Origin of the sequence: Micromonospora sp. WMMD956, assembly GCF_029626125.1 — a bacterium.
GTDB classification, from domain to species: Bacteria; Actinomycetota; Actinomycetes; order Mycobacteriales; family Micromonosporaceae; genus Micromonospora; species Micromonospora carbonacea.
Map to the genome: position 1 here is coordinate 4667394 of NZ_JARUBI010000005.1, position 24819 is coordinate 4692212.

General features: G+C 75.0%; 22 protein-coding genes. 16 read left to right on the forward strand and 6 right to left on the reverse strand.

The genetic code is table 11. From position 1 onward, the window contains the following. The first annotated feature begins 463 nt into the window (after positions 1 to 463). Complete coding sequence (locus O7628_RS21140; RefSeq protein WP_278133017.1) at positions 464 to 1798, forward strand: MATE family efflux transporter; 1335 nt, start codon at positions 464 to 466, stop codon at positions 1796 to 1798. A 106-nt stretch (positions 1799 to 1904) separates the two neighbouring features. Here O7628_RS21140 and O7628_RS21145 read toward each other — a convergent pair whose 3' ends face one another. After that, entirely contained in the window at positions 1905 to 2909 is a 1005-nt protein-coding gene (locus O7628_RS21145; RefSeq protein ID WP_278133019.1) for a hypothetical protein, read from the reverse strand. Positions 2910 to 3010: 101 nt separating this feature from the next. Next, complete coding sequence (locus O7628_RS21150) at positions 3011 to 3355, reverse strand: hypothetical protein (protein ID WP_278133020.1); 345 nt, start codon at positions 3353 to 3355, stop codon at positions 3011 to 3013. A 90-nt stretch (positions 3356 to 3445) separates the two neighbouring features. Here O7628_RS21150 and truB point away from each other — a divergent pair, with 90 nt between their 5' ends. The 7 genes from truB to O7628_RS21185 all read left to right on the forward strand — a co-directional run bounded on the left by truB (position 3446) and on the right by O7628_RS21185 (position 11992). Next, entirely contained in the window at positions 3446 to 4330 is an 885-nt protein-coding gene (gene truB / locus O7628_RS21155; protein ID WP_278133022.1) for a tRNA pseudouridine(55) synthase TruB, read from the forward strand. Positions 4331 to 4411: 81 nt separating this feature from the next. Then, positions 4412 to 5347, forward strand: coding sequence for a bifunctional riboflavin kinase/FAD synthetase (locus O7628_RS21160; protein WP_278133023.1), 936 nt, complete (start codon positions 4412 to 4414; stop codon positions 5345 to 5347). A 574-nt stretch (positions 5348 to 5921) separates the two neighbouring features. Next, a complete protein-coding gene (rpsO, locus tag O7628_RS21165; protein ID WP_043962418.1) occupies positions 5922 to 6191 on the forward strand; it encodes a 30S ribosomal protein S15 in 270 nt (89 codons plus the stop codon). A gap of 434 nt (positions 6192 to 6625) precedes the next feature. Then, the gene (locus tag O7628_RS21170) at positions 6626 to 9007 is read left to right on the forward strand and encodes a polyribonucleotide nucleotidyltransferase (RefSeq protein ID WP_178063861.1); all 2382 of its coding nucleotides are present in this window, start codon (positions 6626 to 6628) and stop codon (positions 9005 to 9007) included. Between the two features lie 129 nt (positions 9008 to 9136). Then, positions 9137 to 10507, forward strand: a complete 1371-nt coding sequence (locus O7628_RS21175; RefSeq protein ID WP_278133031.1) for a pitrilysin family protein — start codon at positions 9137 to 9139, stop codon at positions 10505 to 10507. 119 nt (positions 10508 to 10626) lie between these two features. Next, on the forward strand, positions 10627 to 11394 hold the full coding sequence (gene dapB, locus O7628_RS21180) for a 4-hydroxy-tetrahydrodipicolinate reductase (RefSeq protein WP_178063863.1): 768 nt from the start codon (positions 10627 to 10629) through the stop codon (positions 11392 to 11394). Positions 11395 to 11509: 115 nt separating this feature from the next. Beyond that, positions 11510 to 11992, forward strand: coding sequence for a GNAT family N-acetyltransferase (locus O7628_RS21185; protein ID WP_278133033.1), 483 nt, complete (start codon positions 11510 to 11512; stop codon positions 11990 to 11992). On the opposite strand, the gene O7628_RS21190 is transcribed toward O7628_RS21185, so the two are convergent. Then, positions 11973 to 14087, reverse strand: a complete 2115-nt coding sequence (locus O7628_RS21190) for a glycogen debranching N-terminal domain-containing protein (RefSeq protein ID WP_278133035.1) — start codon at positions 14085 to 14087, stop codon at positions 11973 to 11975. The two genes, O7628_RS21185 and O7628_RS21190, sit on opposite strands and share 20 nt — an antisense overlap. A 121-nt stretch (positions 14088 to 14208) precedes the next feature. On the opposite strand from O7628_RS21190, the gene O7628_RS21195 reads away from it, so the two are divergent. The 4 genes from O7628_RS21195 (at position 14209) to O7628_RS21210 (ending at position 18560) form a co-directional block, all read left to right on the forward strand. Beyond that, entirely contained in the window at positions 14209 to 15237 is a 1029-nt protein-coding gene (locus tag O7628_RS21195; protein ID WP_278133037.1) for a substrate-binding domain-containing protein, read from the forward strand. Between the two features lie 24 nt (positions 15238 to 15261). Next, complete coding sequence (locus tag O7628_RS21200; protein ID WP_278133038.1) at positions 15262 to 16506, forward strand: extracellular solute-binding protein; 1245 nt, start codon at positions 15262 to 15264, stop codon at positions 16504 to 16506. Positions 16507 to 16576: 70 nt separating this feature from the next. Then, positions 16577 to 17656 (forward strand): sugar ABC transporter permease, encoded by a 1080-nt coding sequence (locus tag O7628_RS21205; protein ID WP_278133039.1) that lies wholly within the window; start codon positions 16577 to 16579, stop codon positions 17654 to 17656. Between the two features lies 1 nt (position 17657). Continuing rightward, on the forward strand, positions 17658 to 18560 hold the full coding sequence (locus O7628_RS21210) for a carbohydrate ABC transporter permease (RefSeq protein WP_278133041.1): 903 nt from the start codon (positions 17658 to 17660) through the stop codon (positions 18558 to 18560). Between the two features lie 18 nt (positions 18561 to 18578). Here O7628_RS21210 and O7628_RS21215 read toward each other — a convergent pair whose 3' ends face one another. Together O7628_RS21215 and O7628_RS21220 are read right to left on the reverse strand one after the other, a co-directional pair. After that, on the reverse strand, positions 18579 to 19547 hold the full coding sequence (locus O7628_RS21215; protein ID WP_278133043.1) for a sigma-70 family RNA polymerase sigma factor: 969 nt from the start codon (positions 19545 to 19547) through the stop codon (positions 18579 to 18581). A gap of 83 nt (positions 19548 to 19630) precedes the next feature. Then, positions 19631 to 20224 carry a GNAT family N-acetyltransferase gene (locus O7628_RS21220; protein ID WP_278133045.1) on the reverse strand — a complete coding sequence of 198 codons (594 nt, stop codon included), beginning with the start codon at positions 20222 to 20224 and terminating at the stop codon, positions 19631 to 19633. A 35-nt stretch (positions 20225 to 20259) separates the two neighbouring features. Between O7628_RS21220 and O7628_RS21225 the strand changes: the two genes are divergently transcribed. Further along, positions 20260 to 21504 (forward strand): glycosyltransferase family 87 protein, encoded by a 1245-nt coding sequence (locus O7628_RS21225; RefSeq protein ID WP_278133046.1) that lies wholly within the window; start codon positions 20260 to 20262, stop codon positions 21502 to 21504. Here the strand turns inward: O7628_RS21225 and O7628_RS21230 are convergent. Beyond that, positions 21426 to 21977 carry a GNAT family N-acetyltransferase gene (locus tag O7628_RS21230; RefSeq protein WP_278133048.1) on the reverse strand — a complete coding sequence of 184 codons (552 nt, stop codon included), beginning with the start codon at positions 21975 to 21977 and terminating at the stop codon, positions 21426 to 21428. The genes O7628_RS21225 and O7628_RS21230 overlap by 79 nt on opposite strands. A gap of 79 nt (positions 21978 to 22056) precedes the next feature. Between O7628_RS21230 and O7628_RS21235 the strand changes: the two genes are divergently transcribed. From O7628_RS21235 to thyX, 3 genes are all read left to right on the forward strand, one after another. Next, positions 22057 to 23286: a crosslink repair DNA glycosylase YcaQ family protein gene (locus O7628_RS21235; protein ID WP_278133050.1), complete on the forward strand. Its 1230-nt coding sequence runs from the start codon at positions 22057 to 22059 to the stop codon at positions 23284 to 23286. Beyond that, the gene (locus O7628_RS21240; RefSeq protein ID WP_278133052.1) at positions 23283 to 23849 is read left to right on the forward strand and encodes a DUF2752 domain-containing protein; all 567 of its coding nucleotides are present in this window, start codon (positions 23283 to 23285) and stop codon (positions 23847 to 23849) included. The genes O7628_RS21235 and O7628_RS21240 overlap by 4 nt, the downstream gene beginning before the upstream one ends. 180 nt (positions 23850 to 24029) lie before the next feature. After that, positions 24030 to 24773, forward strand: coding sequence for an FAD-dependent thymidylate synthase (gene thyX, locus O7628_RS21245; protein WP_278136372.1), 744 nt, complete (start codon positions 24030 to 24032; stop codon positions 24771 to 24773). Positions 24774 to 24819 lie beyond the last annotated feature (46 nt).

Genomic DNA, 24819 nt, shown 5'->3' on the forward strand with positions numbered 1-24819 from the left:
CGGGCCGCCGACGGGCGTCCAGCACGACCGGCCGTCGGGCCACCGTGTCCCCCGTGACCCGCCTCCCTGGAGGGAATCGCCATGCCCAGCAAGCCCAAGACCGAGAACACCGACGAGGCGCGCGAGCAGGCCCGCCGCGCGCTCCAGACGTCGATGGACACCCGTCAGTGACCCACGCCGACCGGCGCTGATGCCGCCGGGGCCGCGCGCCGCCGGCATCACCGCCCGACCGGTCCCGCCCGACCGGTCCCGCCCGCTGAGCCTTCGCCCGCGCCGTGCCCGCGCCACCTCGAAGATCGCGCTCGATGCCGGAAAGAGTGGTGTCCGCCCGATGTCGAGGCCACTCCTTCCCTGTTCGAGTGCAAGCGTCCCGGTGATCACTCCGCCGAAGCCGGGCGCGAGCTTCGAGTAAGGGACCGTCGTTCTTGCAGTCCTTACCCGGGCCGTGTCAGGATCGGCGTCGATGACTCAGCCCGCCCCCGCCCCCGCCCCGTCCGCCGGCGCGTCGCCGCGCCGGATCGCCGCGCTCGCCCTGCCCGCGCTCGTGGTGCTCGCCGCCGAGCCGCTCTACGTGCTGGTCGACACGGCGGTCATCGGCCACCTGGGCCGGGTGCCGCTGGCCGCGCTCGCCGTCTCCGGCACCGTGCTGACCCTGATCGCCTGGCTCGGCACCGTCCTGGCGTACGGGATCACCGGGCGGGCCGCCCGCCGCTTCGGCGCCGGGGACCGCGCCGGCGCCGTCGCCGAGGGGGTCCAGGCGTCCTGGCTCGCGTTCGGCGCCGGGGTGCTGGTCGCGGCCGGCATGCAGCTCGGCGCGGGCCCGCTGGCCGAGGCGCTCGCCGGCCCCGGGGAGGTCGCCGACGCGGCGGCGCGGTGGCTGCGGGTCGCCGCGCTCGGCGCGCCCGGCCTGCTGCTCGCCGCCGCCGGCAACGGCTGGCTGCGCGGCGTGCAGGACACCCGCCGGCCGCTGTGGTTCGTGCTCGGCCCCAACCTGCTCTCCGCCCTGCTCTGCGTCCTGCTGGTCTATCCGGTCGGCTGGGGGCTGACCGGCTCGGCGGTGGCCAACGCGGTGGCGCAGACCGTCTCCGGCGTGCTGTTCGCCGCCGCCCTGGCCCGCGAGCGGGTGCCGCTGCGCCCCCGGCTGCGGGTGATCCGCCAGCAACTGCTGCTCAGCCGGGACCTGCTGGTGCGGGGCGTCGCCTTCCAGGCCAGCTTCCTGTCCGCCACCGCCGTGGCCGCCCGGTTCGGGGCGGCGGCCGTCGGCGGGCACCAGATCGCCGTACAACTGTGGTTCTTCACCGCCCTGGTGCTCGACGCCCTCGCGATCGCCGCGCAGGCGCTGATCGGTGCGGCGCTCGGGGCCGGCGACTCCGCCGGGGCGCGGGCCCTGGCCCGGCGGATGGCGCTGCTCGGCGCGGTCTGCGGGGTGGCGTTCGCAGCGCTCATCGCCGCCGGGGCCGGCATCGTGCCCGGCCTGTTCAGCTCCGACGCCCAGGTGCGCGGGCAGGCGATGGTCGCCTGGCCGTGGCTGGTGGCGTTGCAGCCGATCGGCGGCGTGGTGTTCGCCCTCGACGGGGTGCTGATCGGCGCGGGTGACGTCCGCTACCTGCGCAACCTCACGATCGTCGCCGCCCTCGGCGGGTTCCTGCCGGCGATCTGGCTGGCGTACGCGTTCGACCTCGGCCTCGGCGGCATCTGGGCCGGGCTGACGCTGTTCGTGCTGCTGCGGCTGGCGGCCCTGCTGCTGCGGCTGCGCTCCGGCGGCTGGGCGGTCGTCGGCGCCGTGCGGGGGATGTAAGGAAGGGCCCCCTGTTAACGCATTCGGTAGAGAAGGGCACCCTTCTCACACCCGCTTCGCGGCATGCCCTCGCGCTTGCGGCTGCGGGGCGTGGGTGCGGGACGGGTCAGCAGGTGCCGGGAACGCGGGCGGCCCGTTCCGGGTCGAAGACCTCTGCCAGGGGCAGCCGGTTGGCCCGCCAGCCCTGCGACGGGTACTGCCCGGGATCGACGTCGAGCCTGCCCCGCCGGCTCAGCTCGTCGCACATGGCGTTCCAGTAGAACGCCTCGGCCGAAGCCAGCCAGAGGCCTCGTGCCGTGGGCGCGACGTCGTCGGGGTGGGGGAAGTGCCAGGTGAGGGTGTCCCGGACGACCACCAGGTTCGCCTCGGGTGGGGCCTCGCCGGCCAGCCGTTCGAAGGCGTACACCCAGGAGAACCTCGTGGTGACCGCCAGCACCCGGACCCCGCTGTCGTCCTCGGTGGCCGTGTAGGTGACCTTCCCCGCGACCCGGATCTCGTCCACCAGGCGAAAGTCGTTGACGAGCCAGGTGACGAAGTGTCGCTGCCGCCCGTCGTCGAGGAACGGCTCGAGGTTCTTGCGGGAATCCTTCGCCAGCACGCCGAGGAACCGGTCGGGATTGCCGCGCAGCATGGTGTCGGCCAGGCGGCTCTCGACCAGTGCCCGCCGGGTCGTGTCGAGCGCCGTACGGACCTGCGCCTCGCTGAACGGGCCCGTGGCCCGCGCCGGGGGCAGCGCGATGCCCCGCTCCCCGACGGCGAAGCCGGCGGCAGGGGTGCCGGCGAAGTAGTCCTGCGGCCCGCTGGGCAAGGGGGCCGGCGTCGGCGCGGTGGCGGTGCGTACGCCCTCGGCGACGGTGCCCACGACGACCGCCGTCGCGCCGAGCAGGCCCGCCGCGCCCAGGGCGACGACGGCGACGAGGAGCTTGCCACGGTGCCGGCCCCAGGCCAGCCGCCGCCGCTCCGACCGGTCCAGCACCTGCTCCGTGCCCACCTGGCGCATCCAGTCCGGCAGCCGCACCTCCTCGTCGACCCGGGAGGCGGGCGACCGACCCGGCCCGGCGGCGCTCGGATCGTCGGTGGGCGCCGCGACGGGCGGCTGCGGGTCGGTCATCGCGCGGGATCCTGGTCTACGACGGGACGAAGGCGCATGATCTTCGCACCCGCCGCCCCGGCCGCGCAGCACGGTTTCGTCGGGCCGGCCGCGCGCCGGACTCACGGCTCCCCGGCCCGCATCCTCACGAACACGTACAGGGTGCCCGCGACGAGGATCGTGGCCACCCCGGCGACGACCACGAACGACGCGATCGCCGCGACGGCGGGGCGTCGCTCGCTGAACCGGCTCCGGTCCCGCCAACGCCACAGCGCCCGCCGGGCCTCCCGCAGCCTCGGCGCGGCCTCCACCAGGCCGGCGAGGCGTCGGCCGAGGGTCGGCCGCGCGGGCGGGGGGTTGCGCATCCATTCGGGCAGGTCGACCCGGGCGCGATGCTCGGGCGAGGGCGAGGGCGAGGGCGAGGGCGAGGCGGGCGTGCCCGGCGACGGGCGCGGCGGTGTGCTCACGGGGCTCCTGGGGGACGAACGCGCAGGGGTACGCCGCATTGTGCCGTGCGGTGACGGAGGGCACGACCCCGTCTGGCAGGCTTGGCGGTCGTGAGCGCAGACGGTCTGATCGTGGTCGACAAGCCCGGCGGCATGACGTCGCACGACGTGGTGGCGCGGGTCCGTCGCCTGGCGCGCACCCGGCGGGTCGGGCACGGCGGCACCCTCGACCCGATGGCCACCGGCGTGCTGGTGATCGGGGTCGGTCGGGCCACCCGGCTGCTGACGTACGTCATCGGCGCCGGCAAGAGCTATACCGCGACCGTTCGGCTCGGGCAGGCCACCGTGACCGACGACGCCGAGGGGGACGTGATCGCGGTCATGCCGGCCGACGCCGTCGCCGACGAGGCGATCCGGGCGGCGTTCGCCGCGCTCACCGGCGACATCGACCAGGTGCCGAGCGCGGTGAGCGCCATCAAGATCAACGGCGAGCGGGCGTACAAGCGGGTGCGCGACGGCGAGAGCGTCGACCTGCCCGCCCGCCGGGTCACCGTCAGCCGACTCGACGTGCTGGCCGTCCGCCGGGACACGCCCGGCGTGGTGGACGTGGACATCGACGTGACCTGCTCGTCCGGCACGTACATCCGGGCGCTGGCCCGGGACGCGGGCCTGGCGCTGGAGGTCGGCGGCCACCTCACCGCGCTGCGCCGCACGGCCGTCGGCGGCTTCGCCCTCGGCGAGGCCGCGACCCTCGACGAGCTGGAGCGGCGGGCCCCCGAGGTGGTCAACCTCCCCCTCGACGCGGCGGCCGACCGGTTCTTCCCGCGCCGGGAGGCCACCGCCGACGAGGCGAAGGTGCTCTCCCACGGCGGACCGCTCGACCCGGTCGGGATCGCGGGGCCGTACGCCGTCTTCGGCCCCGCCGGCGCTCTGCTCGCTATCGTCAGCGAGCGGGACGGTCGGGCGCGCGCGGAGATCGTGCTCGCCCCGGCGTGACGGCGGGACAGGCGACCGCCGGCCCGGCCGGCGGGGTACGACCGGCCGAGGCCGGCAGGGCAACGACAGGGGAGGAGCGTCATGCAGCGGTGGCGGGGGTACGACGCCACGCCCGACGGCTGGGGCAGTTCGGTCGTCACCATCGGCGTCTTCGACGGCGTGCACAGGGGCCACCAGGCGACGATCGGGCACACCGTGGCCCGCGCCCGCGAGCTGGGGGTGCGGTCGGTGGTGGTGACCTTCGACCCCCATCCGGCCGAGGTGGTGCGCCCCGGCTCGCACCCGGCGGTGCTCACCGAGCTGACCCGCAAGGCCGAGCTGATCGAGGCGCTGGGCGTGGACGTGCTCTGCGTGGTGCCGTTCACGCCGGAGTTCTCCCGGCTGCCCGCCGACGCGTTCGTGCACGACATCCTGGTCGAGCACCTGCACGCCACCCTCGTGGTGGTGGGGCAGAACTTCCGGTTCGGGCACCGGGCGGCCGGCGACGTGGCGCTGTTGGAGGAGCTCGGCCGGACGTTCGGCTTCGCCGTCGAGGACGCGCCGCTGGTGGCGGAGGACGACACCGTCTTCTCGTCCACGTACATCCGGGCCCGGGTCGACGCCGGTGAGGTCGCCGCGGCGGCGGCCGTGCTCGGCCGTCCGCACCGGCTGGAGGGGGTCGTGGTCCTGGGCGACCAGCGCGGCCGGGAGCTGGGCTTCCCGACGGCGAACCTGCTCTGCCACCCGCACGCGGCGGTGCCCGCCGACGGCGTCTACGCCGGCTGGTTCCTGCGCAAGGAGGGCCGGGAGCGGCTGCCCGCCGCGATCTCGGTGGGCACCAACCCGACGTTCTCCGGCCGGGAGCGGCGGGTCGAGGCGCACGTGCTGGACTTCTCCGGCGACCTCTACGGCGAGCGGGTGGCCCTGGACTTCACCGAGCACGTGCGCGGCCAGGTGCGGTTCGACGGGGTGGAGCCGCTGATCGCCCAGATGAACGTCGACGTGGCGCGGATCCGCCGGATGCTGGGCATCCCCTGACCCGGCTGACCGGCCGACTGGCTGCCCGGCCGACTGGCTGGCCTTCCGTCCGGCCCGGCGGGCCGGACGGCTGGCGGCGTCGCCATGTCGGCGACATGGCGCTTTCCCGCCGCCGGGATACCCCCATGTCACCGACATGACGCGCCGGCAGCCCGCGAGGCGCGCCGGCAGCCGCCGGCATGACGCGCCGGCAGCCCGCGAGGCGCGCCGGCAGCCGCCGGCATGACGCGCCGGCAGCCCGCGAGGCGCGCCGGCAGCCGCCGGCATGACGCGCCGGCAGCCCGCGAGGCGCGCCGGCAGCCGCCGGCATGACGCGCCGGCAGCCGCCGGCATGACGCGCCGGCAGCCGCCGGCATGACGCGCCGGCAACCGCCGGGCGAGGCGCGCCGGCGGCCCGTCGGGCCGGCCTTGGCGGGCGGTTCCGCCGGGGGCTGGTAGGCTGGCGGGGACGTCGGCTGACCGACGTGGGGCCTCGCGTGCCTGCACGACGCCGCGGGCGCGAGGAACCGGCCCGTTTCCGGTCCCCTGACCGATCCGACGGGCATCACCGAATAACCCACGAAACAGGGAGAACATGGCGCTCGACCAGGAAGCCAAGGCCAAGATCCGCGCGGAGTACGCGACCGCCGAGGGCGACACCGGCTCGCCGGAGGTGCAGGTCGCGGTCCTCACCAAGCGGATCGCCGAGCTCACCGAGCACCTGAAGGTGCACAAGCACGACCACCACAGCCGCCGCGGGCTGCTGCTGCTGGTCGGCCGTCGCCGTCGGCTGCTCAACTACGTCCAGAAGAAGGACATCAACCGCTACCGGTCGCTCATCGAGCGGCTCGGCCTGCGCCGATGACGTCACGGGGGAGCGGCCCGCGTGGGCCGCTCCCCCGTTCGGCCTCCACCTCCTGAACGCCCGTTCGGCGTCCGGGACCGGCGGAACAGGCCGCCGGGCCGGCAGGAAGAGGGCCCGCAAGGGCCCGTAGGAAAGGCCCGGCAGAGCCGGAAGGAAGCCCGGAAGGGATCCGCCTTCCGGCGACCGAGAAGGAACGGCCCTCGGAGCGCCGAGGGCACGAAGGAACAGAACGGCCCTCGCAGTGTCGAGGGCACCAAGGAACAACAGGGGCCGCGCGACCACCCGACAGGGAGCCGGTCAGCGTACCGGTCTCCGGTAGTGGCCCCCGGGAGCCCCGGCAGTCGCCGGCACCCCGGGCGCTTCGATCGAAGACCGGCCGTCTGAGCAGCTCCCCGCGTCGCGGACCCCCCGATGCGAAGGAGCACCACCGCACCATGACCGAGCACAACCTCGGCACCGAGTCCCGCACCGCCGTGATCGACAACGGGTCCTTCGGCACCCGTGAGATCACCTTCTCCACCGGCCGGCTGGCCCGCCAGGCCGCCGGCTCCGTCGTCGCCCAGCTCGGCGAGACGGTCGTCCTGTCGGCCACCACCGCCGGCAAGCAGCCGAAGGAGCAGTTCGACTTCTTCCCGCTGACCGTCGACGTCGAGGAGCGGATGTACGCCGCGGGCCGGATCCCCGGCTCGTTCTTCCGCCGCGAGGGCCGGCCCAGCGAGGACGCGATCCTCACCTGCCGGCTGATCGACCGGCCGCTGCGCCCGTCGTTCGTCAAGGGCCTGCGCAACGAGGTCCAGGTCGTCGAGACCGTCCTCGCGCTCGACCCGCAGCACCCGTACGACGTGGTCGCGATCAACGCCGCGTCGATGTCGACCAAGCTCTCCGGCCTGCCGTTCTCCGGCCCGATCGGCGCGACCCGGGTCGCGCACGTCGACGGCCAGTGGGTCGCCTTCCCGACCCTGGAGGAGCTGGCCCGGGCCACCTTCGACATGGTCGTGGCCGGCCGCACCCTCGCCGACGGCGAGGTCGCGATCATGATGGTCGAGGCCGAGGCGACCCCGCACGCCGTGACCCTGATCGCGGGCGGCGCCACCGCGCCGACCGAGGAGGTCGTCGCGAGCGGCCTGGAGGCCGCCAAGCCGGCCATCCGTGAGCTGTGCCGCGCGCAGAGCGAGCTGGCCGAGGTGGCCGCCAAGCCGGTCGCCGAGTTCCCGGTCTTCCTCGACTACCAGCCCGACGTCTACGACGCGGTGGCCGACGTGGCCCGCGCCGAGGTCGCCGAGGCCCTCAAGATCGCCGGCAAGGCCGACCGCGAGGAGGCCCTGGACCGGATCAAGGCCAAGGTCGCCGAGGAGCTGGGCGCCCGCTTCGAGGGCCGGGAGAAGGAGCTGTCCGCCGCCTTCCGGTCGCTGACCAAGTCCGAGGTCCGCAACCGGGTGCTGCGCGAGCAGGTTCGGATCGACGGCCGGGGCCCGCGCGACATCCGCCCGCTGACCGCCGAGGTCGGCGTCCTGCCGCGGGTGCACGGCTCGGCGCTGTTCGAGCGCGGCGAGACCCAGATCCTGGGCGTGACCACCCTCAACATGCTGCGCATGGAGCAGATGGTGGACACCCTCTCGCCGGAGAACCGCAAGCGCTACATGCACAACTACAACTTCCCGCCGTACTCGACCGGGGAGACCGGCCGGGTCGGCTCGCCGAAGCGGCGCGAGATCGGCCACGGCGCGCTCGCCGAGCGGGCGCTGATCCCGGTGCTGCCCTCGCGCGAGGAGTTCCCGTACGCCATCCGGCAGGTCTCGGAGGCGCTCGGCTCCAACGGCTCCACCTCGATGGGCTCGGTCTGCGCCTCGACGCTGGGCCTGCTCTCGGCCGGTGTGCCGCTGAAGGCGCCGGTGGCCGGCATCGCCATGGGCCTCATCTCCGACGAGGTCGAGGGCAAGACGCGGTACGTGACGCTGACCGACATCCTCGGCGCCGAGGACGCGTTCGGCGACATGGACTTCAAGGTCGCCGGCACGCCGGAGTTCGTCACCGCCCTCCAGCTCGACACCAAGCTCGACGGCATCCCGTCGGACGTGCTGGCCGCCGCGCTCCAGCAGGCGTACGAGGCCCGGCAGACCATCCTCGACGTGATGCAGCGGGCCATCGAGGCGCCGGCCGAGATGTCGGAGTACGCGCCGCGGGTCACCACCGTGAAGATCCCGGTCGACAAGATCGGCATGGTGATCGGCCCGAAGGGGCAGACGATCAACGCCATCCAGGACGAGACCGGCGCCGAGATCTCCATCGAGGACGACGGCACCATCTACGTCGGCGCGACCAACGGCCCGTCGGCCCAGGCCGCCGTCGACCGGATCAACGGGATCGCCAACCCGACCCTGCCGAAGGCGGGGGAGCGGTTCCTGGGCACGGTGGTCAAGACCGCCGCGTTCGGCGCGTTCATCTCGCTGCTGCCGGGCCGCGACGGCCTGCTGCACATCTCCAAGGTGGGCGACGGCAAGCGGGTCGACAAGGTCGAGGACTTCCTCAACGTCGGCGACAAGGTCGAGGTGGAGATCGCGGACATCGACGCCCGCGGCAAGATCTACCTGGACAAGGTCCGCCCGGAGGGCGCCGAGGCGCCGGCCGCCACCGGCGAGGTCGCCGGCGACGAGCGCCCGGCCGGCCGGGGCGGCGACCGGGGCCCGCGTGACCGCGGGGACCGCGAGCGCGGCGACCGGGGCGGTCGTGGCCCGGGCGGCGGCGAGCGCGGCCAGGGCGGCGGCGAGGGTGGCGAGGGCGGCGAGCGTCCGCGCCGCCGGACCCGGCACAGCTGACGTTCCCACCACCGCCGGCCGCCCGCCCCGGGCGGCCGGCGGCACCGCACCACCCACCCCTCGTCGAACTGAGAGCAGGTTTCCGTGAGCCGGGCCCAGCGCGCGTCTTTCCCTGCGGGTCGACGGGGGGTGGCCCCGTCCGGGGCCGTCCGGCACGCCGCCGGGGGGCAGCCCGGGCGGGCCGGCGGGTCGGCCCGCGCGGTCACCCGCACGCTGAGCGACGACCCGCTGGGCGGGACGGTGCGCCGTACCGTGCTGCCCAGCGGGCTGCGCGTGCTCACCGAGGCGATCCCCGCGATGCGCAGCGTGTCGTTCGGCATCTGGGTGTCCGTCGGCTCCCGCGACGAGACCGGCCCCCAGGCCGGTGCCGCGCACTTCCTGGAGCACCTGCTCTTCAAGGGCACCCACAAGCGCACCGCCCTGGAGATCTCCGCCGAGATCGAGGCGGTGGGCGGCGAGACGAACGCCTTCACCACGAAGGAATACACCTGCTACTACGCCCGCGTGCTGGACGAGGACCTGCCGCTGGCCATCGACGTCATGTGCGACGCCGTCGCCGACTCGCTGCTGGAGCCGGCCGACGTGGAGACCGAGCGCGGCGTCATCCTCGAAGAGATCGCCATGCACGACGACGAGCCCGGCGACGAGGTGCACGACCTGTTCACCCGCGTCGTCTACGGCGACCATCCCCTCGGCCGGCTGATCTCCGGCACGGAGGAGACGGTCACCCCGATGACCCGCCGGCAGATCCAGGACTTCTACCGCCGCCACTACACCGCGCCCCAGATCGTGGTCGCCGCCGCCGGCAACCTCGACCACGCCGTCGTGGTCCGGCTGGTCCGCGAGGCGCTCGCCGGCACCCCGCTGGACACCGACCCGGCCGCGCCGGCCCCGCACCGGCCGGCCACCCCGGTCGTACGCATGCAGCCCGCGGCCACCCTGGTCGAGCCGAAGGAGACCGAGCAGGCGCACGTCGTCCTCGGCTGCCCCGGCATCGACCGCGTCGACGGGCGGCGCTTCGCCCTCGGGGTGCTCAACAACGTCCTCGGCGGAGGCATGTCCAGCCGCCTGTTCCAGGAGATCCGGGAGCGGCGCGGCCTGGCCTACTCGGTCTACTCCTACGCCAGCCAGTACGCCGACAGCGGCGTGTTCGCCGTGTACGCCGGGTGCGCCCCCGGCAAGGTCGACGAGGTGCTGGAGCTGACCCGCGCCGAGCTGCGCCGGGTGGCCGCCGACGGGCTGACGGAGGCCGAGGTGGCCCGGGGCAAGGGGATGAGCAAGGGCTCGTTCGTGCTGGGCCTGGAGGACACCGGCTCCCGGATGAGCCGGCTGGCCAAGGGCGAGCTGCTCTACGGCGACCTGATGCCGGTGGACGAGCTGCTGGCCCGCGTCGACGCGGTGACCGTGGCCGACGTGAACACCCTCGCCGCCGAGCTGCTGACCCAGCCGATGTCCCTGGCCGTCGTCGGGCCGTTCGGCGAGCGCGACTTCTCCGCCTGACCGGCAGCCCGACCACGCCGACCGGCTGCCCGACCGTGAGCCGTCGGCGTCGCCGTCCGCCCGTGGGACGGCCGGCGACCGGCCCCGTGCGGCCGGTGCGGCTGGGATAGGTTGTGGCCGTGACTGACGAGCAGGGGAAGGGCCCGCAGGGGCCGATCCGGGTCGCCGTGCTGGGTGCCCGGGGCCGGATGGGCGTCGAGGTGTGCCGGGCCGTCGAGGCGGCCGCCGACCTGGAGCTGGTGGCGGCGATCGACCAGGGCGACGACCGGTCCGCCGCCGCCGGCGCCGAGGTGGCCGTCGACTTCACCACCCCCGACGTCGTGCTGGACAACCTGCGCTGGTGCGTCGAGGCGGGCGTGCACGCCGTGGTCGGCACCACCGGCTTCACCGGGCGGCGGCTCGACCAGGTGCGCGACTGGCTGGCCGCCCGGCCGGAGGTCGGCGTGGTGATCGCCCCCAACTTCGGCATCGGCGCGGTGCTGATGATGCAGTTCGCGGAGCGGGCGGCCCGCCACTTCGAGTCCGTCGAGATCATCGAGCAGCACCACCCGCGCAAGCTGGACGCCCCCAGCGGCACCGCCACCCACACCGCCCGCCGGATCGCGCAGGCCCGCGCCGAGGCCGGGCTGGGCCCGGCCCCGGACGCCACGAAGGACGAGGTGCCGGGCGCGCGGGGGGCCGACATCGACGGGGTACGCGTGCACGCCGTCCGCGCCACCGGCCTGGTCGCGCACCAGGAGGTGCTGTTCGGCACGGCCGGCGAGACGCTGACCATCCGGCACGACTCGTACGACCGGGCGTCGTTCATGCCGGGCGTGCTGCTGGCGGTGCGCGCGGTGCGTACCCGCCCGGGCCTGACCATCGGCCTGGACCCGCTGCTCGACTGACGGGCGGCGCGCCCCCGGGGCCGCGGCCGCGCGGGCGGGTCGATGCCGCCGGGGACGACCGGCCCCGGTGGGGAAAGCGGTCGCCGGCCCGCCGCGCCGCGCCTAGGCTGCCCCGGTGATCGACTCGAAGCTCCACGACCGGGCCGGCCGGCACGTCACCCTGCGCCCGGTCGACGACGACAACTGGCGGGCCGTCGCCGACGTCGCGCCCCGCGACGACCAGCGCGCCTGGGTCTACCCGATGGCCGCCCGTTACCTGCTGACCAGCCTGCGCGGCGACGTGTGGACCTCGCTGGCCGTCTGCGCCGACGACACCGTCGTCGGGCACGTCATGTGGGGCGTCGACGACGACGGCGCGCGCTGGATCGGCGGGATGGTCGTCGACGCCGCCGAGCAGGGCCGGGGCGTCGGGGCGGCCACGGTGGCGACCCTGGCGACGTGGCTGCGCGCCCAGCCCGGCTGCGCCGCCGTGCGCCTGTCGTACCACCCCGACAACCCGGCCGCGGCCACCCTCTATCCCCGCCTGGGCTTCGCCCTGACCGGCGAGCGGGAGGACGACGAGGTGGTCGCCGAGCTGGTCACCCCGCCGACCCCCTGACGCCCGCCGCGGCGGCGGGGCGGGGGGCGGGGACCGGGGCGGCGGTCAGGGCCGGCGGGAGGCGGTCGACGGTGGCCTCGCCGGCGGCGGTTACCGTGACGTCGACCCGGGCGCCCGCGACGCGCAGGTTGCGCGCGGCGAGGGCCCCGAGCCCCGGGCCGGCGAGCGGGGCCAGGCGCACCCGGCCGGCCGGCACGTCGGGGTAGAGCCCGACGCCGGCCTGGAGCAGCAGCACCGCAGACGCGGCGGACCACGCCTGCGGCCGGCAGGCCGCCGGGTACGGCACGGGCCGCCCGAGCAGCCCCCGGTCGTCGCCGCCGTAGAGCTCGGGCAGCCGGTGGTCGAACGCCTCGGCGGCGGCGAGCAGCCCGTCGGCCAGGCCGAGCGCCGCCGTGCGGAAGCCGGCCCGGGCCAGCCCGGCGAGCACGATCGCCGTGTCGTGGGTCCAGATCGAACCGCAGTGGTACGACAGCGGGCTGAACCCGGCGTCGCCGGTGGACATGGTGCGCAGCCCGAAGCCGCCGGCCAGGGACTCGGTGGTGAGCAGCCGGGCGACCTGTGCCGACTCGTCGGCGGTGAGCAGACCGGTGCCGAGGAGGTGGCCGATGTTGCTGGTCAGCGAGTCGACCGGGCGCTTGTCCCGGTCCAGCGCCAGCGCCGGCTGGGGGCCGTGCGGCCCGTCGACCCAGAAGGTGGCCCGGAACCGGTCGGCCAGCCGGGCCGCGTGGGCGCGCCACCGGTCCCCGCCGGGGCGGTCGAACGCGTCCAGCAGCGCCGCGCCGGCGACCGCCGCCTCGTACGCGTAGCCCTGCACCTCGGCCAGGACGATCGGCGCCTGCGCCTGCCGGCCGTCGCGGAACCGGACGGCGTCGCCGGAGTCCTTCCAGCCCTGGTTGGACAGGCCGTGGCCGGTGGTGTCGACGTACTCGACGAGGCCGTCGCCGTCGGCGTCGGCGTGCTCGCCGAGCCAGGCCAGCGCGGCCTCCAGGTGCGGCAGGAGCGGCTGCACCTGCTCGGCCGGCAGCCCCCAGCGCCACGCGTCGTGCAGCAGCGCGACCCAGAGCAGCGTGGCGTCGACGGTGCCGTAGTACGCCGGGGGCAGCCGCAGCCCCGCGCCGGCGGCGAACTCGTGCCGGCGCAGCTCGTGCAGGATCTTGCCGGGGGCCTCGCCGGTGACCGGGTCGACCCGCGTGCCCTGCCGGCGGGCCAGCACCCGCAGCGTGCCGGCGGCCAGCTCGGTGCCCAGCGGCAGCAGCATCCGGGCCGCCCACAGGCTGTCGCGCCCGAAGAGGGTGAGGAACCAGGGCACCCCGGCGGCGAGGAAGACGTCGCCGGGGTGGGCGGGCTCGGCCAAACGCAGGGCGTGCAGGTCGTCCAGGGAGCGGTCGAGCAGGCGCACCAGCCGCCGGTCGTCGGCGGTGACCTCGGGGCGGGCCCAGGTGGGCGCGGCGGGCGGGGCGGTCACCACGGCGCGGGGGTCGTCGACGGCGAGCCGCCAGCGCAGCGTGACCGCGCCGCGCGGGGGCAGCTCGACCGGCCAGCTCAGCCGGGGCGCGGTGGCCCGGTCGCCGGTGGCGTCGACGGCCGCGCCCTCGCCGGTGACGGTGACGGTGGTGCCGCCGCCGGACCAGGCGAGGCGGCCGGGGCCGTCGGCCCGTGCCGCCAGCGGGTCGGCGGCGTCGCCGGCCTTGACCAGCTCGATCGGGGCGAGGTCGCAGCCGAGGTCGACGCTGACGGTGGCCCGTACCCCGGTGGCGGCGGTGGAGACGACGTGGATCTCCTCGGTGAGGCCGGCCGGTGCGAGGCTGCGGACCCGGTCGACCCGGACGGTCGGGTCGGGCCCGGGGTCGCCGAGCCACCGGGCGAGGCCGGCGAAGCGGGCGGCGTGCGGGCCGACGGGCCCCCGGGCCAGCGCCTCGGGCTCGCGGTCGTCGACGCGCAGCTCGGCCCGGGACAGCACGCGGGCGTCGGCGTGGAAGACGCCCTGCACGCCGGACGGGCGGACCTGTCCGGCCGCGTCGCCCAGCGCGCTGGTCGGGGCGTGGACCAGCCCGACGAGGTCGTGCAGCAGGGGTTGCAGGCGGGGTGGGGGCACGGCGGGGCTCCAGTCTTGACAGATCGTCCGGGGCGGTGCAAGGTTCGAAACATTCCGGCAACTTGAACGATCTAATCCTGCCGGATCGGCATTTGATCGTTCAAGACCGCAAGGGGGATTCATGTCGCAGAAGGTGACCATCTCCACTGTGGCCGCGCACGCCCGGGTGAGCCGCCAGACGGTGTCCAACGTGCTCAACGCGCCGCACATCGTCCGGGAGGAGACCCGCCGCCGGGTGCAGGAGGCGATCACCGAGCTCGGCTACCGCGCCAACCAGGCCGCCCGGCAGATGCGCACCGGCCGGTCCCGGCTCATCGCCGTCCGCATCGAGCCGACCCGGGACGGGATCAACGGCTCCGTGCTCGACCGGTTCCTGCACGGGCTCACCGAGACCGCCGAGAGCGCCGGCTACCGGGTCATGCTCTACACCGCCACCGACGCCCACCAGGAGATCGACGCCTTCGACGACCTGCTCGGCGCGTACGACCTGGACGCGTTCGTGCTCACCGGCACCGAGCGCGGCGACCCCCGTACCGCCTGGCTGGCCGGGCGGGACGTGCCGTTCGTGACGTTCGGCCGCCCGTGGGACGCGCCCGACCCGCACCCCTGGGTCGACGTCGACAACGCCGCCGGGACGGCCCAGGCCACCCGTCACCTGCTGGCCACCGGCCACCGGCGGATCGGCTACATCGGCTGGCCGCTGCCCACCTCGGCGGTCGGCGGCGAGCGCCGCTCCGGCTGGCACGAGACGCTGCGCGAGGCCGGCGTCGACCCCGGCGGGCTGGATCGCGAGACCGTCGACGGCATCGCCGAGGGCGAGCGGACGATGCGCGAACTGCTCGCCGTGGCCGAGCCGCCGACCGCCGTCGTCTGCGCCAGCGACTCCCTCGCCCTCGGCGCGCTCCAGGCGGTGCGCGGCAGTGCCGCGTACGCCCCGCCCGCCGGCCCCCCGACGCCCGGCGGGCCCGTCGCCGTCGTCGGCTTCGACGACACCCCCGTCGCCGCCGCCGTCGGCCTGACCAGCGTCAGCCAGCCCCTCGGCGTGGCCGCCGCCCGCTGCGTCGACCTGCTCACCGGCGTGCTCGACGGGCAGCCCGTCGACTCGCCGGTGCTGCTCCAGCCGTCGCTGGTGCGACGCCAGACCGCGTGACCCCACCACCCCCAGGAGAGTGAGATGACACCCCGATCCCTGCGCCGCGCGGCAGTCGCCGGCGTCGCCGCCGTGGCGCTGCTCGGCTCCGCGGCCTGCGGCAGCGGCTTCGACGACTCCACCGACGCCGCCCAGTCCGCCGGCCCGGCCAGCCTCCAGATCCTGATCGGCTCCTCCGGCGACGCCGAGACGAAGGCCGTCCAGGCCGCCGCCGCGACGTGGGCCGCCGGCTCCGGCAACAGCGCCACCGTCACCCCGGCGCAGGACCTCACCCAGCAGCTCGGCCAGGCCCTCGCCGGCGGCAGCCCGCCCGACGTCTTCTACGTCGACGCCAGCCGGTTCGCCGACTACGCCAGCGTCGGCGCGCTGGAGCCATACGGCGACCGGATCAGCAGCCCGGACGACTTCTACCCCAGCCTGCGCACCACGTTCACGTACGACGGCAAGCTCTACTGCGCGCCCAAGGACTTCTCCACCCTCGCCCTCCAGATCAACACGGAGCTGTGGGCGAAGGCCGGCCTGACCGACGCCGACGTGCCGACCACCTGGGACCAGCTCACCGCCGCCGCCCGGAAGATCAAGGCCAGGGGGCTGGTGCCGCTGGCCCTCGGCGACACCCGGGACCGGATCGGCGCGTTCCTCGTGCAGAGCGGCGGCTGGCTGGTCAGCCCCGACGGCAAGCAGGCCACCGCCGACACCCCGGAGAACCTGGCCGCCCTCCAGTACGTGCGGACGATGCTGGACGAGGGCCTGGCCCGGTACCCGAAGCAGCTCGACGCCGGCTGGTCCGGCGAGGCGTTCGGCAAGGGCAAGGCCGTCATGACCATCGAGGGCAACTGGATCAAGGGCGCCCTCCAGAACGACTTCCCCGACGTCAAGTACCGCGTCGTCGAGCTGCCCGCCGGCCCCAAGGGCAAGGGGACGCTCTCCTTCACCCAGTGCTGGGGCATCGCCGCGAAGAGCCGGCACAAGGAGCAGGCGATCAAGTTCGTCGAGGCGATGACCGCCGGCGACCAGCAGATGGCGTTCGCCAAGGCGTTCGGCGTGATGCCGTCCCGGCAGTCCGTGCGCGACCAGTACACCGCCGCCTTCCCGGCCGACAAGCCCTTCGTCGACGGCGCGCAGTACGCCCAGGGCCCGGTGAACGCCCCGAAGATGGACAGCGTCCTCGGCGACCTCGACACCGGCCTGCAGGGGCTGGCCACCGGCGACCCCAAGGCCGTCCTCGCCCGCTTCGACGCCAACGCCAGGGCGGCACTCGCCGGCTGAGGCGCAAGGAAGGGCCCCCTATTAACCGTATGCGTTAACAAGGGGCCCTTCCTTCCAGGGAGGAGGGAAGATGGGCAACCGCGTCGCCCGGGGCGTCCGGAGCAACGAGAACCTCGCCGGGTGGCTCTTCGTCGCCCCGGTGGTCGTCATCCTCGGGTTGTTCCTGCTGCTGCCGATCCTGATGGCGCTCTGGGTGAGCCTCACCGGCTGGAACGGCCAGGGCAGCCCGTTCACCGGCCGGGCCCCGTTCGTCGGGGCCGACAACTACACCCGGCTGTTCACCGAGGAGGGGCTGGCCCGCCGCGACTTCATGACCAGCCTGCGCAACAACGCCTACTACGTGGCGATCGTGGTGCCGACCCAGACGGCGCTGGCCCTCGGGCTCGCCCTCGTCGTCAACAACCGGATGCTGCGGGGCCGGGGATTCTTCCGCACCGCGTTCTACTTTCCCTCGGTGACCAGCTCGGTGGCGATCAGCGTGGTCTTCCTGTTCCTGTTCGCCAACTCCGGCGCGGTCAACGCCCTGCTCGGCATGCTCGGCGTCCGGGGGCCGCAGTGGTTCGCCGACCCCCGGGGCGTGCTGCACCTGCTGCTCGGCGCGGTCGGGGTGGACGCGCCGCCGGCCGCGCTCGCCGACGGCGGGCCGTTCGGGCTGAGCTGGTGGGACTGGCTGTCCGGGCCGAGCGTCGCCATGGTCTCGATCATCACGCTGGTCGTCTGGACCACCTCCGGCACGTTCATGCTGATGTTCCTCGCCGCGCTCCAGAACGTCCCGGTGGCCCTCGACGAGGCCAGCACCCTCGACGGGGCCGGCCGCTGGCAGCGCTTCCGGCACGTCACCCTGCCGATGATCAAGCCGACCACGTTCCTCGTGCTCACCCTCGGCCTGATCGGCTCCTGGCAGGTCTTCGACCAGGTGTACGTGATGAGCCAGGGCGAGCCGGCCAAGACCACGCTCACCCCCGCGTACCTGTCGTACCGCACCGCGTTCCGGGACTTCGACTACGGCTCCGGCGCGGCCATCTCGTTCGTGCTGTTCCTGATCATCATCGTGCTCACCCTGCTCCAGCGCCGGCTGATGGCCGACCGGGAGCCCGCCGCGCCCGGGCGCGGCCGGTGGTGGCGTCGACGCGTACCGGAAGGGGGTTGAGATGGCCGTGCTGACCGACCGGCCGGCGGCACCCGCGCCGCCCGCCCGGCCGCGCCGTGCCCGCGACCGTGGGGCCCGCACCCTGGCGAGCCGCCTCGTGGGGTACGCGGTCCTGGTCTTCTTCGCGCTGGTGTTCCTCTACCCGTTCGTCATCCAGATCGGCAACGCGCTCAAGACCGAGCCGGACGCGGCCGCCAACCCGCTCTCGCCGATCCCGGACCCGCTGTCGCTGGCCGGCTTCGAACGGATCTTCGCGGGCACCGCCTTCCCGCTCTGGCTCGGCAACTCGCTGCTGGTCACGGTGCTGGTCACCGCCGGCCGGGTGTTCTTCGACTCGCTCGCCGGCTACGCCCTGGCCCGGCTGCGCTTCCGGGGCCGCGCCGGGCTGTTCGCCGCGGTCGTCGCGGTGATGGCGGTGCCCGGCGTGGTGCTGCTGATCCCGAAGTTCCTCGTGCTCAACCAGCTCGGCATGTATGACAGCTACGCCGGCCTGGTGGTGCCGCTGCTCGCCGACGCGGCCGGCGTGTTCATCATGAAGCAGTTCTTCGAGTCGATCCCGGTCAGCGTGGAGGAGGCCGCCCGCATCGACGGGGCGAGCGTCTTCCGCACGTTCTGGTCGGTGGTGCTGCCGATGGCGAAGCCGGCGCTGATCACGCTGACCATCCTGTCGTTCCAGGGCTCCTGGAACGAGTTCCCGCACAGCCTGGTCGCGGTGCAGGACCCGGACCTGTTCACCCTGCCGCGCGGCCTGGCCGACCTGGTCAGCGGCTCGCTCGGCAAGGGCACCCAGTATCCGCTCAAGCTCGGCGCGGCGCTGTTGGCGACCATCCCGGTCGCGGTGATCTTCGTGGTCTTCCAGCGGTATTTCGTGCGGGACGCCAACGACGGCGCGGACAAGGGCTGACCGGCCTGCCGGGCCGGCTCAGGGCAGCCGGCCCGGCAGGCCGAACAGCGGGAACAGGGCCGGGTCGAGGAAGTAACTGAGCCGGGCGACCCGGCCGCCCCAGCAGCCGACGAGCTGGATCGAGAACGGCCGGTGCCCGCCCGCCGGATCCCGCCGGTACTGCGCGAACCCCGGGCTGCCGTTGACCGCCACCGGGACCAGCCGGGACCCCGCGCAACCGGCGCCCGGGCCCGTCATCCAGCGCCCGATGTCGCCCGCGCCCCGCAGCCAGAGCCGGTAGGGCGGCATGGTCTGCACGGCGTCGGCCCGCAGCAGCGCGACCAGCGTGTCGATGTCGTAGCGCTCGAAGGCGCGCACGTAGCGGTCGAGCAGCTCGCGGTGCCCGCTGTCGAGGGCGGCGGCCGGCGGGTCGGCGTCGACGCACCGGGCGGCCAGCGTCGCGCGGGCCCGCTGCAACGCGCTGTTGACCGCCGCCACGCTGGTGTCGAGCAGGCCGGCGACCTCGTCGGCCCGCCAGCGCAGCACGTCGCGCAGGAGCAGCACGGCCCGCTGCCGGGGCGGCAGGTGCTGCAACGCGGCGACGAAGGCCAGCCGCACCGACTCCCGGGCCACCGCCACCTCGGCCGGGTCCCCGCCGGTGGGCAGCACCCGGGCGTCGGGGGCCGGCCCGACCCACTCCCCGGCGGGCCGGGGCTCGCCCAGCGCCGCCAGCACCGGCGCCGACGGGCCGGTGAGATCGGTCGGGACCGCCCGGCGGGACCGCCCGCGCAGCAGGTCCAGGCACACGTTGGTGGCGATCCGGTAGACCCAGGTGCGCACGCTGGACCGGCCGTCGAAGCCGGCCAGCCCCCGCCAGGCGCGCAGCAGCGTCTCCTGGACGGCGTCCTCCGCGTCGAAGGCCGAGCCGAGCATCCGGTAGCAGTAGCCGGTGAGCTCCACCCGGTGCTCCTCCAGTTGCCGCTCCGACGGCGGCGTCGACACGCTCATCCCGCCACCGTAGGCGGCACCACCGACATTCCCGGCAACCCCGACGCGCCGGCAGGCCGGCCCGGCCGGCGGAGCGCGCCCGGTCAGCCGGCGGCGTCGCCCTCCGCCGCGCCCTCGGCGGGCACCGCCACGTGCAGCCGGAGCTGGTTGACCAGCATGTCGTCCACGTCGAGGGCCCGGGCCGCGCCGTCGGGCTCCCAGCCCGCGCCGGTGAGGAACTTCCGGGTCGCCGCGTCGGCGTCGAACGCCCACGCCACCGCCCGCCCGAAGCCGTCGGAGCGCCACAGGTCCACGCTCGCGGCCAGCAGCCGGCTGCCGTGCCCGCGCCGGCCCCAGCGCGGCTCGACCAGCAGGTCCGTCACGGCCACCACGCCGGACCCGAGCGCCTCGGCCGGCTCGTTCGGGGCGAGGGACTCGGCGTCGGCCGGCCCGGACGCGGCAAATCCCACCAGATACGATTGTTCGGCCTGTTCGACGGCGACGAGCACCCGGTGCGCGCCCGAGGGCGGCTCCTGCACCGCCGCGCTCCACCGCCTGGCGAGATACTCCTCGTCCAGGTTGTCGAGCACGTGCCGGGGCAGGATCCGGCGATACGCGACCCGCCAGGTCGCGAGCTGGATGCGTGCGATCTCGCCGGCGTCTTCCGGACGCGCCGGGCGGACGTACCCGAGAGCCATGGGACGGAAGCCTACGCAGGGCGAGGGAGGCCACGGTGGCGCAGGGTGCCAAACGGACGATCGGGCAGGTCGCCGCGGTGGTCGGGCTCGCCGTCGCGGTGACCGCGTTCCTGTCCGTGGCGGCCGTGCGGCACGGCTTCTTCGACCTCAAGGTCTACTACGGCGCGCTCCACTTCTGGGTGCACGACGGCGGGGAGATCTACGACTTCCTCAAGCCCGGCACCCAGTACGGCTTCACCTACCCGCCCTTCGCCGCCCTGGTCATGCTGCCGATGGCCCTGCTGCCGTGGCCCGCCGCGATCGCGGTGAGCGTCGCCGCGTCGGTCGTGGTCAGCACCGTGCTGATCTGGTGGCTGCTCGCCCCGGTCGCCCGCCGCTGCGGCTGGACCGGCTGGTTCGCCCTCGCCGTGGCGCTCTGCCTGGCCGCCGCGTTCGAGCCGATGCGCGAGACGGTCAACTTCGGCCAGGTCAACATGCTGCTGCTCTTCCTCGTCGCGGTGGACCTGCTGCGGCTGCTGCCGGCGGGCAACCGCTGGGCGGGGGTGGGCATCGGGCTGGCCACCGCGATCAAACTGACCCCGGGGATCTTCCTCGTCTACCTGCTGGTCACCGGCCGCTGGCGGGCCGCCCTGACCGCCGCCGGCACGGCCGCCGGGGCGACCCTGGTCGCCGCCGCGCTGTTCGCCGACGCGTCCCGCGAGTTCTGGACCTCCGCGCTGTGGAACACCGGCCGCGTCGGCGAGCTGGCGTTCGTGTCGAACCAGTCGTTGCAGGGCGTGGTCGCCCGGCTCAACCCCGAACACCCGAGCACCGTGGCCTGGCTGGCGCTGGTGCTCGCCACCCTCGCCGCCTGGGCGTGGCGCTCGCGGGCCGCCGCCCGGGCCGGCGACGAGGCCACCGGCCTCGCCCTCACCGGCGCGCTGATGTGCCTGGTCAGCCCCGTGACCTGGGTGCACCACCTGGTCTGGCTGCTGCCCGGGCTGATCCTGCTGGTCGACAACGGCACCGCGGCCCCCGCGCGCAGCCGCCGACGCCGCGTCCTGCTGGCCGCCGCGATCATCGGGTACGCCCTGCTGTGCAGCCGGATCGTCTGGGCCTGGGAGAAGGACTTCACCGGCGTCGACGGGTTCCTCGGCAGCAACACCTACGTCTGGATCAGCCTCGCGCTGCTGCTGTTCCTGCCCGTGCGCCGCCCGGCGGATCAGCCGTCGAGCAGCCCCGCGTACCTCAGCTCGACCAGCCCCAGCGGGGGCGCGCCGCCGGCCAGCGGCACCGGGTAGGTGGTCGACTCGCCGTCGGGCGCCAGCCCGGCCCGCTCGTAGAACCGCCGGGCCCGCCGGTTGTCCCGCAACACCCACAGCCGGTACGCCGTCCAGCCCCGCCCGGCCAGCCGCTGCTTCGCCGCCGCCAGCAGCCGCCCGGCCGTCCCGTCGCCCCAGAACGCCCGGTCGACGTACATGGTGAGCACCTCGCCGAGCGTGTGGTCGAGGTCGGCCCGGTCCTGGTTGTTGCGGTACGGGCCGAACGTGGTGAACCCGATCACCGCGCCGTCGCGCTCGGCGAGCAGGGTGGTGAACGGGTGCTCCGGGTCGGCCGTGCCCAGGTCCCGGCGGCGCTGCGCCCAGGCCGCCACGTTGAGCCGCGCCAGCACCTCCGGCGGCATGAGGCCGGCGTAGCCGTGCTGCCAGCCGTGCACGTGCACCCGGGCCACCGCCTCGGCGTCGTCCGGCTCCTCGGGGCGGATGATCAGCATGCGTCCGTTCTATGCCCCGCCGGGCGTGAGGTCCAGCCAGCCGCACCGGTGTCGTACCCCTGGATTAGGGTGCCCGACGATGACCGCACCGGAATCGCTCTCGCTCGCCCAGGCCCGCCGGGTCGCCCTGGCCGCCCAGGGCTTCGCCGACCCGCCGCCGGCCGGTGTGCCCACCCGCCGGCACCTGCGCCGGGTGCTCGACCGGGTCGGGCTGATCCAGATGGACTCGGTCAACGTGCTGCAACGCGCGCACTACCTGCCGCTCTACAGCCGGCTCGGGCCCTACCCGACGGCCCTGCTCGACGCCGCCGCCTACCGCCGCCCCCGCGAGCTGTTCGAATACTGGGGGCACGAGGCGTCGCTGGTCCCCGTCGGGCTGCACGCGGCGCTGCGCTGGCGGATGGCCAAGGCCCGCGACGAGGCGTGGGGCGGGATGCGCCGCATCGCGCAGGAGCAGCCCGAGCTGGTGGCGTGGGTGCGCGACGAGGTGGCCGCCCGGGGCCCGCTCACGGCCGCCGAGATCGAGCACGACGCGCCCCGGGAGACCGGCAACTGGGGCTGGAACTGGTCGACCGTCAAGCGGGCGCTGGAGTTCCTCTTCTGGGCCGGCGAGGTCACCGCCGCCGACCGCACCCCCTCGTTCGCCCGCCGCTACGACCTGCCCGAGCGGGTGCTGCCGGCCGCCGTGCTGGACGCGCCCACCCCGACCGACGCCGAGGCGCACCGCGCCCTGGTCGCGGTCGCCGCCCGTTCGCTCGGCGTCGCCGCCGAGCCGGAGCTGCGCGACTACTTCCGGCTGCCCGTCGCCGGGGCCCGGCAGGCGGTCGCCGAGCTGGTCGAGTCCGGCGAGCTGACCCCGGTCACGGTCGAGGGTTGGCGGCACCCGGCCTACCTGCACGCCGCCGCCCGGCTGCCCCGCTGGGTGCGGGGCAACACCCTGGTCAGCCCGTTCGACCCGCTGGTGTGGGAGCGGGGGCGCACCGAGCGGCTCTTCGACTTCGCCTACCGCATCGAGATCTACGTCCCGGCCCCGCAGCGGGTCCACGGCTACTACGTGCTGCCGTTCCTCCAGGGGGAGCGGTTCACCGCCCGGGTCGACCTGAAGGCCGACCGCCGGGCCGGCGTGCTGCTGGTGCCGGCCGCCTGGGCCGAGCCGGGGGCCGATCCGGGGGAGACGGCGGTGGCCCTGGCCGCCGAGCTGCACCGGCTGGCCGGCTGGCTGGGGCTGAGCGCGGTCGCCCCGCCCGCCGCCGGTGACCTCGCCGTCGGGCTGACCGCCGCGTTGCGGAGCGTGGCCGGTGTACCGTGAGTGGCGTGACGAGCGTCGACGGCCCGGCGGCCCCGCACCCACACCCGCACCCTGACGCGCAGGCCCCCGCGCCCGCGCCGGGGGAGTGGCCGCCGGGGGCGTACCCGGTGGCGGAGCCCGATCGGCTGACCCGCCTCGTGATGCGGGTGCACGCCCGGTCGCCGCGCTGGGCGGCGCCCCTGGCCGCGCTCGGCTGCGTCGGCCTCGGCATGGCGTACGCGCTGCTCAGCGACCCGACCCGGGCCGCGCCCGACGCCGCCCCCAGCTGCCTGCTGAAGCTCACCACCGGGCTGGACTGTCCGGGCTGCGGCGGCACCCGCGCGCTGTGGTACGTGTTGCACGGCGACCTGCCGGCCGCCGCCCGGCACCACTTCCTCTTCGTCTTCGTGCTGCCCTTCCTGGCCTACCTCTTCGTCGCCTGGGCGGGCCGGCAGGCGTTCGGCTGGCGGCTGCCGCAGCCGCAGGTCAGCTCGAAGGTGATCGGCGGCTTCCTGGCCCTGTGGCTGGCCTTCTCGGTGGCCCGCAACCTGCCCTGGGCCCCCTTCACCTCCCTCTACGTCTGACCCGGCGCCGAGCCCGACCCCGGCCCTGATGTCGTGAACGACTCAGCTCCCTAGCCGGGAGACCGGGTGGTCCCGGCCGGAGGAGCGACGCGCCCGACCGGCGGGTGACCGCCGCTGCACCAGGCGCGCCCGACTTGGGCGGCCGGCCGGCGGACCACTACAGTCCCTGGCATGCCGGAGATGGTGCAGCCCCAGGTCAAGCTGATCGCGTGGACCCAGTTCCAGGCCCCGGACGACGTGCCGTGGTCCACCGACGCCGAGGGCGGCCAGGCGCTCGCCGAGTTCGCCGGCCGGGCCTGCTACCAGAGCTGGTCCAAGCCGAACCCGGCCACCGCCACCAACGCCGGCTACCTGGCGCACATCCTGGAGGTGGGGCACCTGTCGGTGCTGGAGCACGGCTCGGTGAGCTTCTACTTCACCGGGGTGTCCCGCTCGTTCACCCACGAGCTGATCCGGCACCGGCACTTCTCCTACTCCCAGCTCTCCCAGCGGTACGTCCCCGAGCGCGATGCCGCGATGGTCGAGCCGGCGGTGATCGCCGACGACCCGGAGCTGCACAAGCGGTTCGTCGAGGCCGCCGAGGCGAGCGTGCGGGCGTACACGGAGCTGCTGGAGGGCCTGGAGCAGCGCTTCTCCGCCGAGCCCAACCCGACGCTGCGCCGCAAGCAGGCCCGGCAGGCGGCCCGCGCGGTGCTGCCCAACGCCACCGAGACCCGGATCGTGGTCACCGGCAACTACCGGGCCTGGCGGCACTTCGTCGCGATGCGGGCCACCGAGCACGCCGACGTGGAGATCCGCGAGCTGGCCGTGGAGTGCCTGCGCCAGCTCCAGCGGGTCGCCCCGAACGTGTTCGCCGACTTCGTCATCTCCACGCTGCCCGACGGCACGGAGGTGGCGGCCAGCCCGCTCGCCGAGCTGTCCTGAACCCTTCCCCACCGGCCCGCCGGTGGTCGTCCGCTAGGTTGTGAGC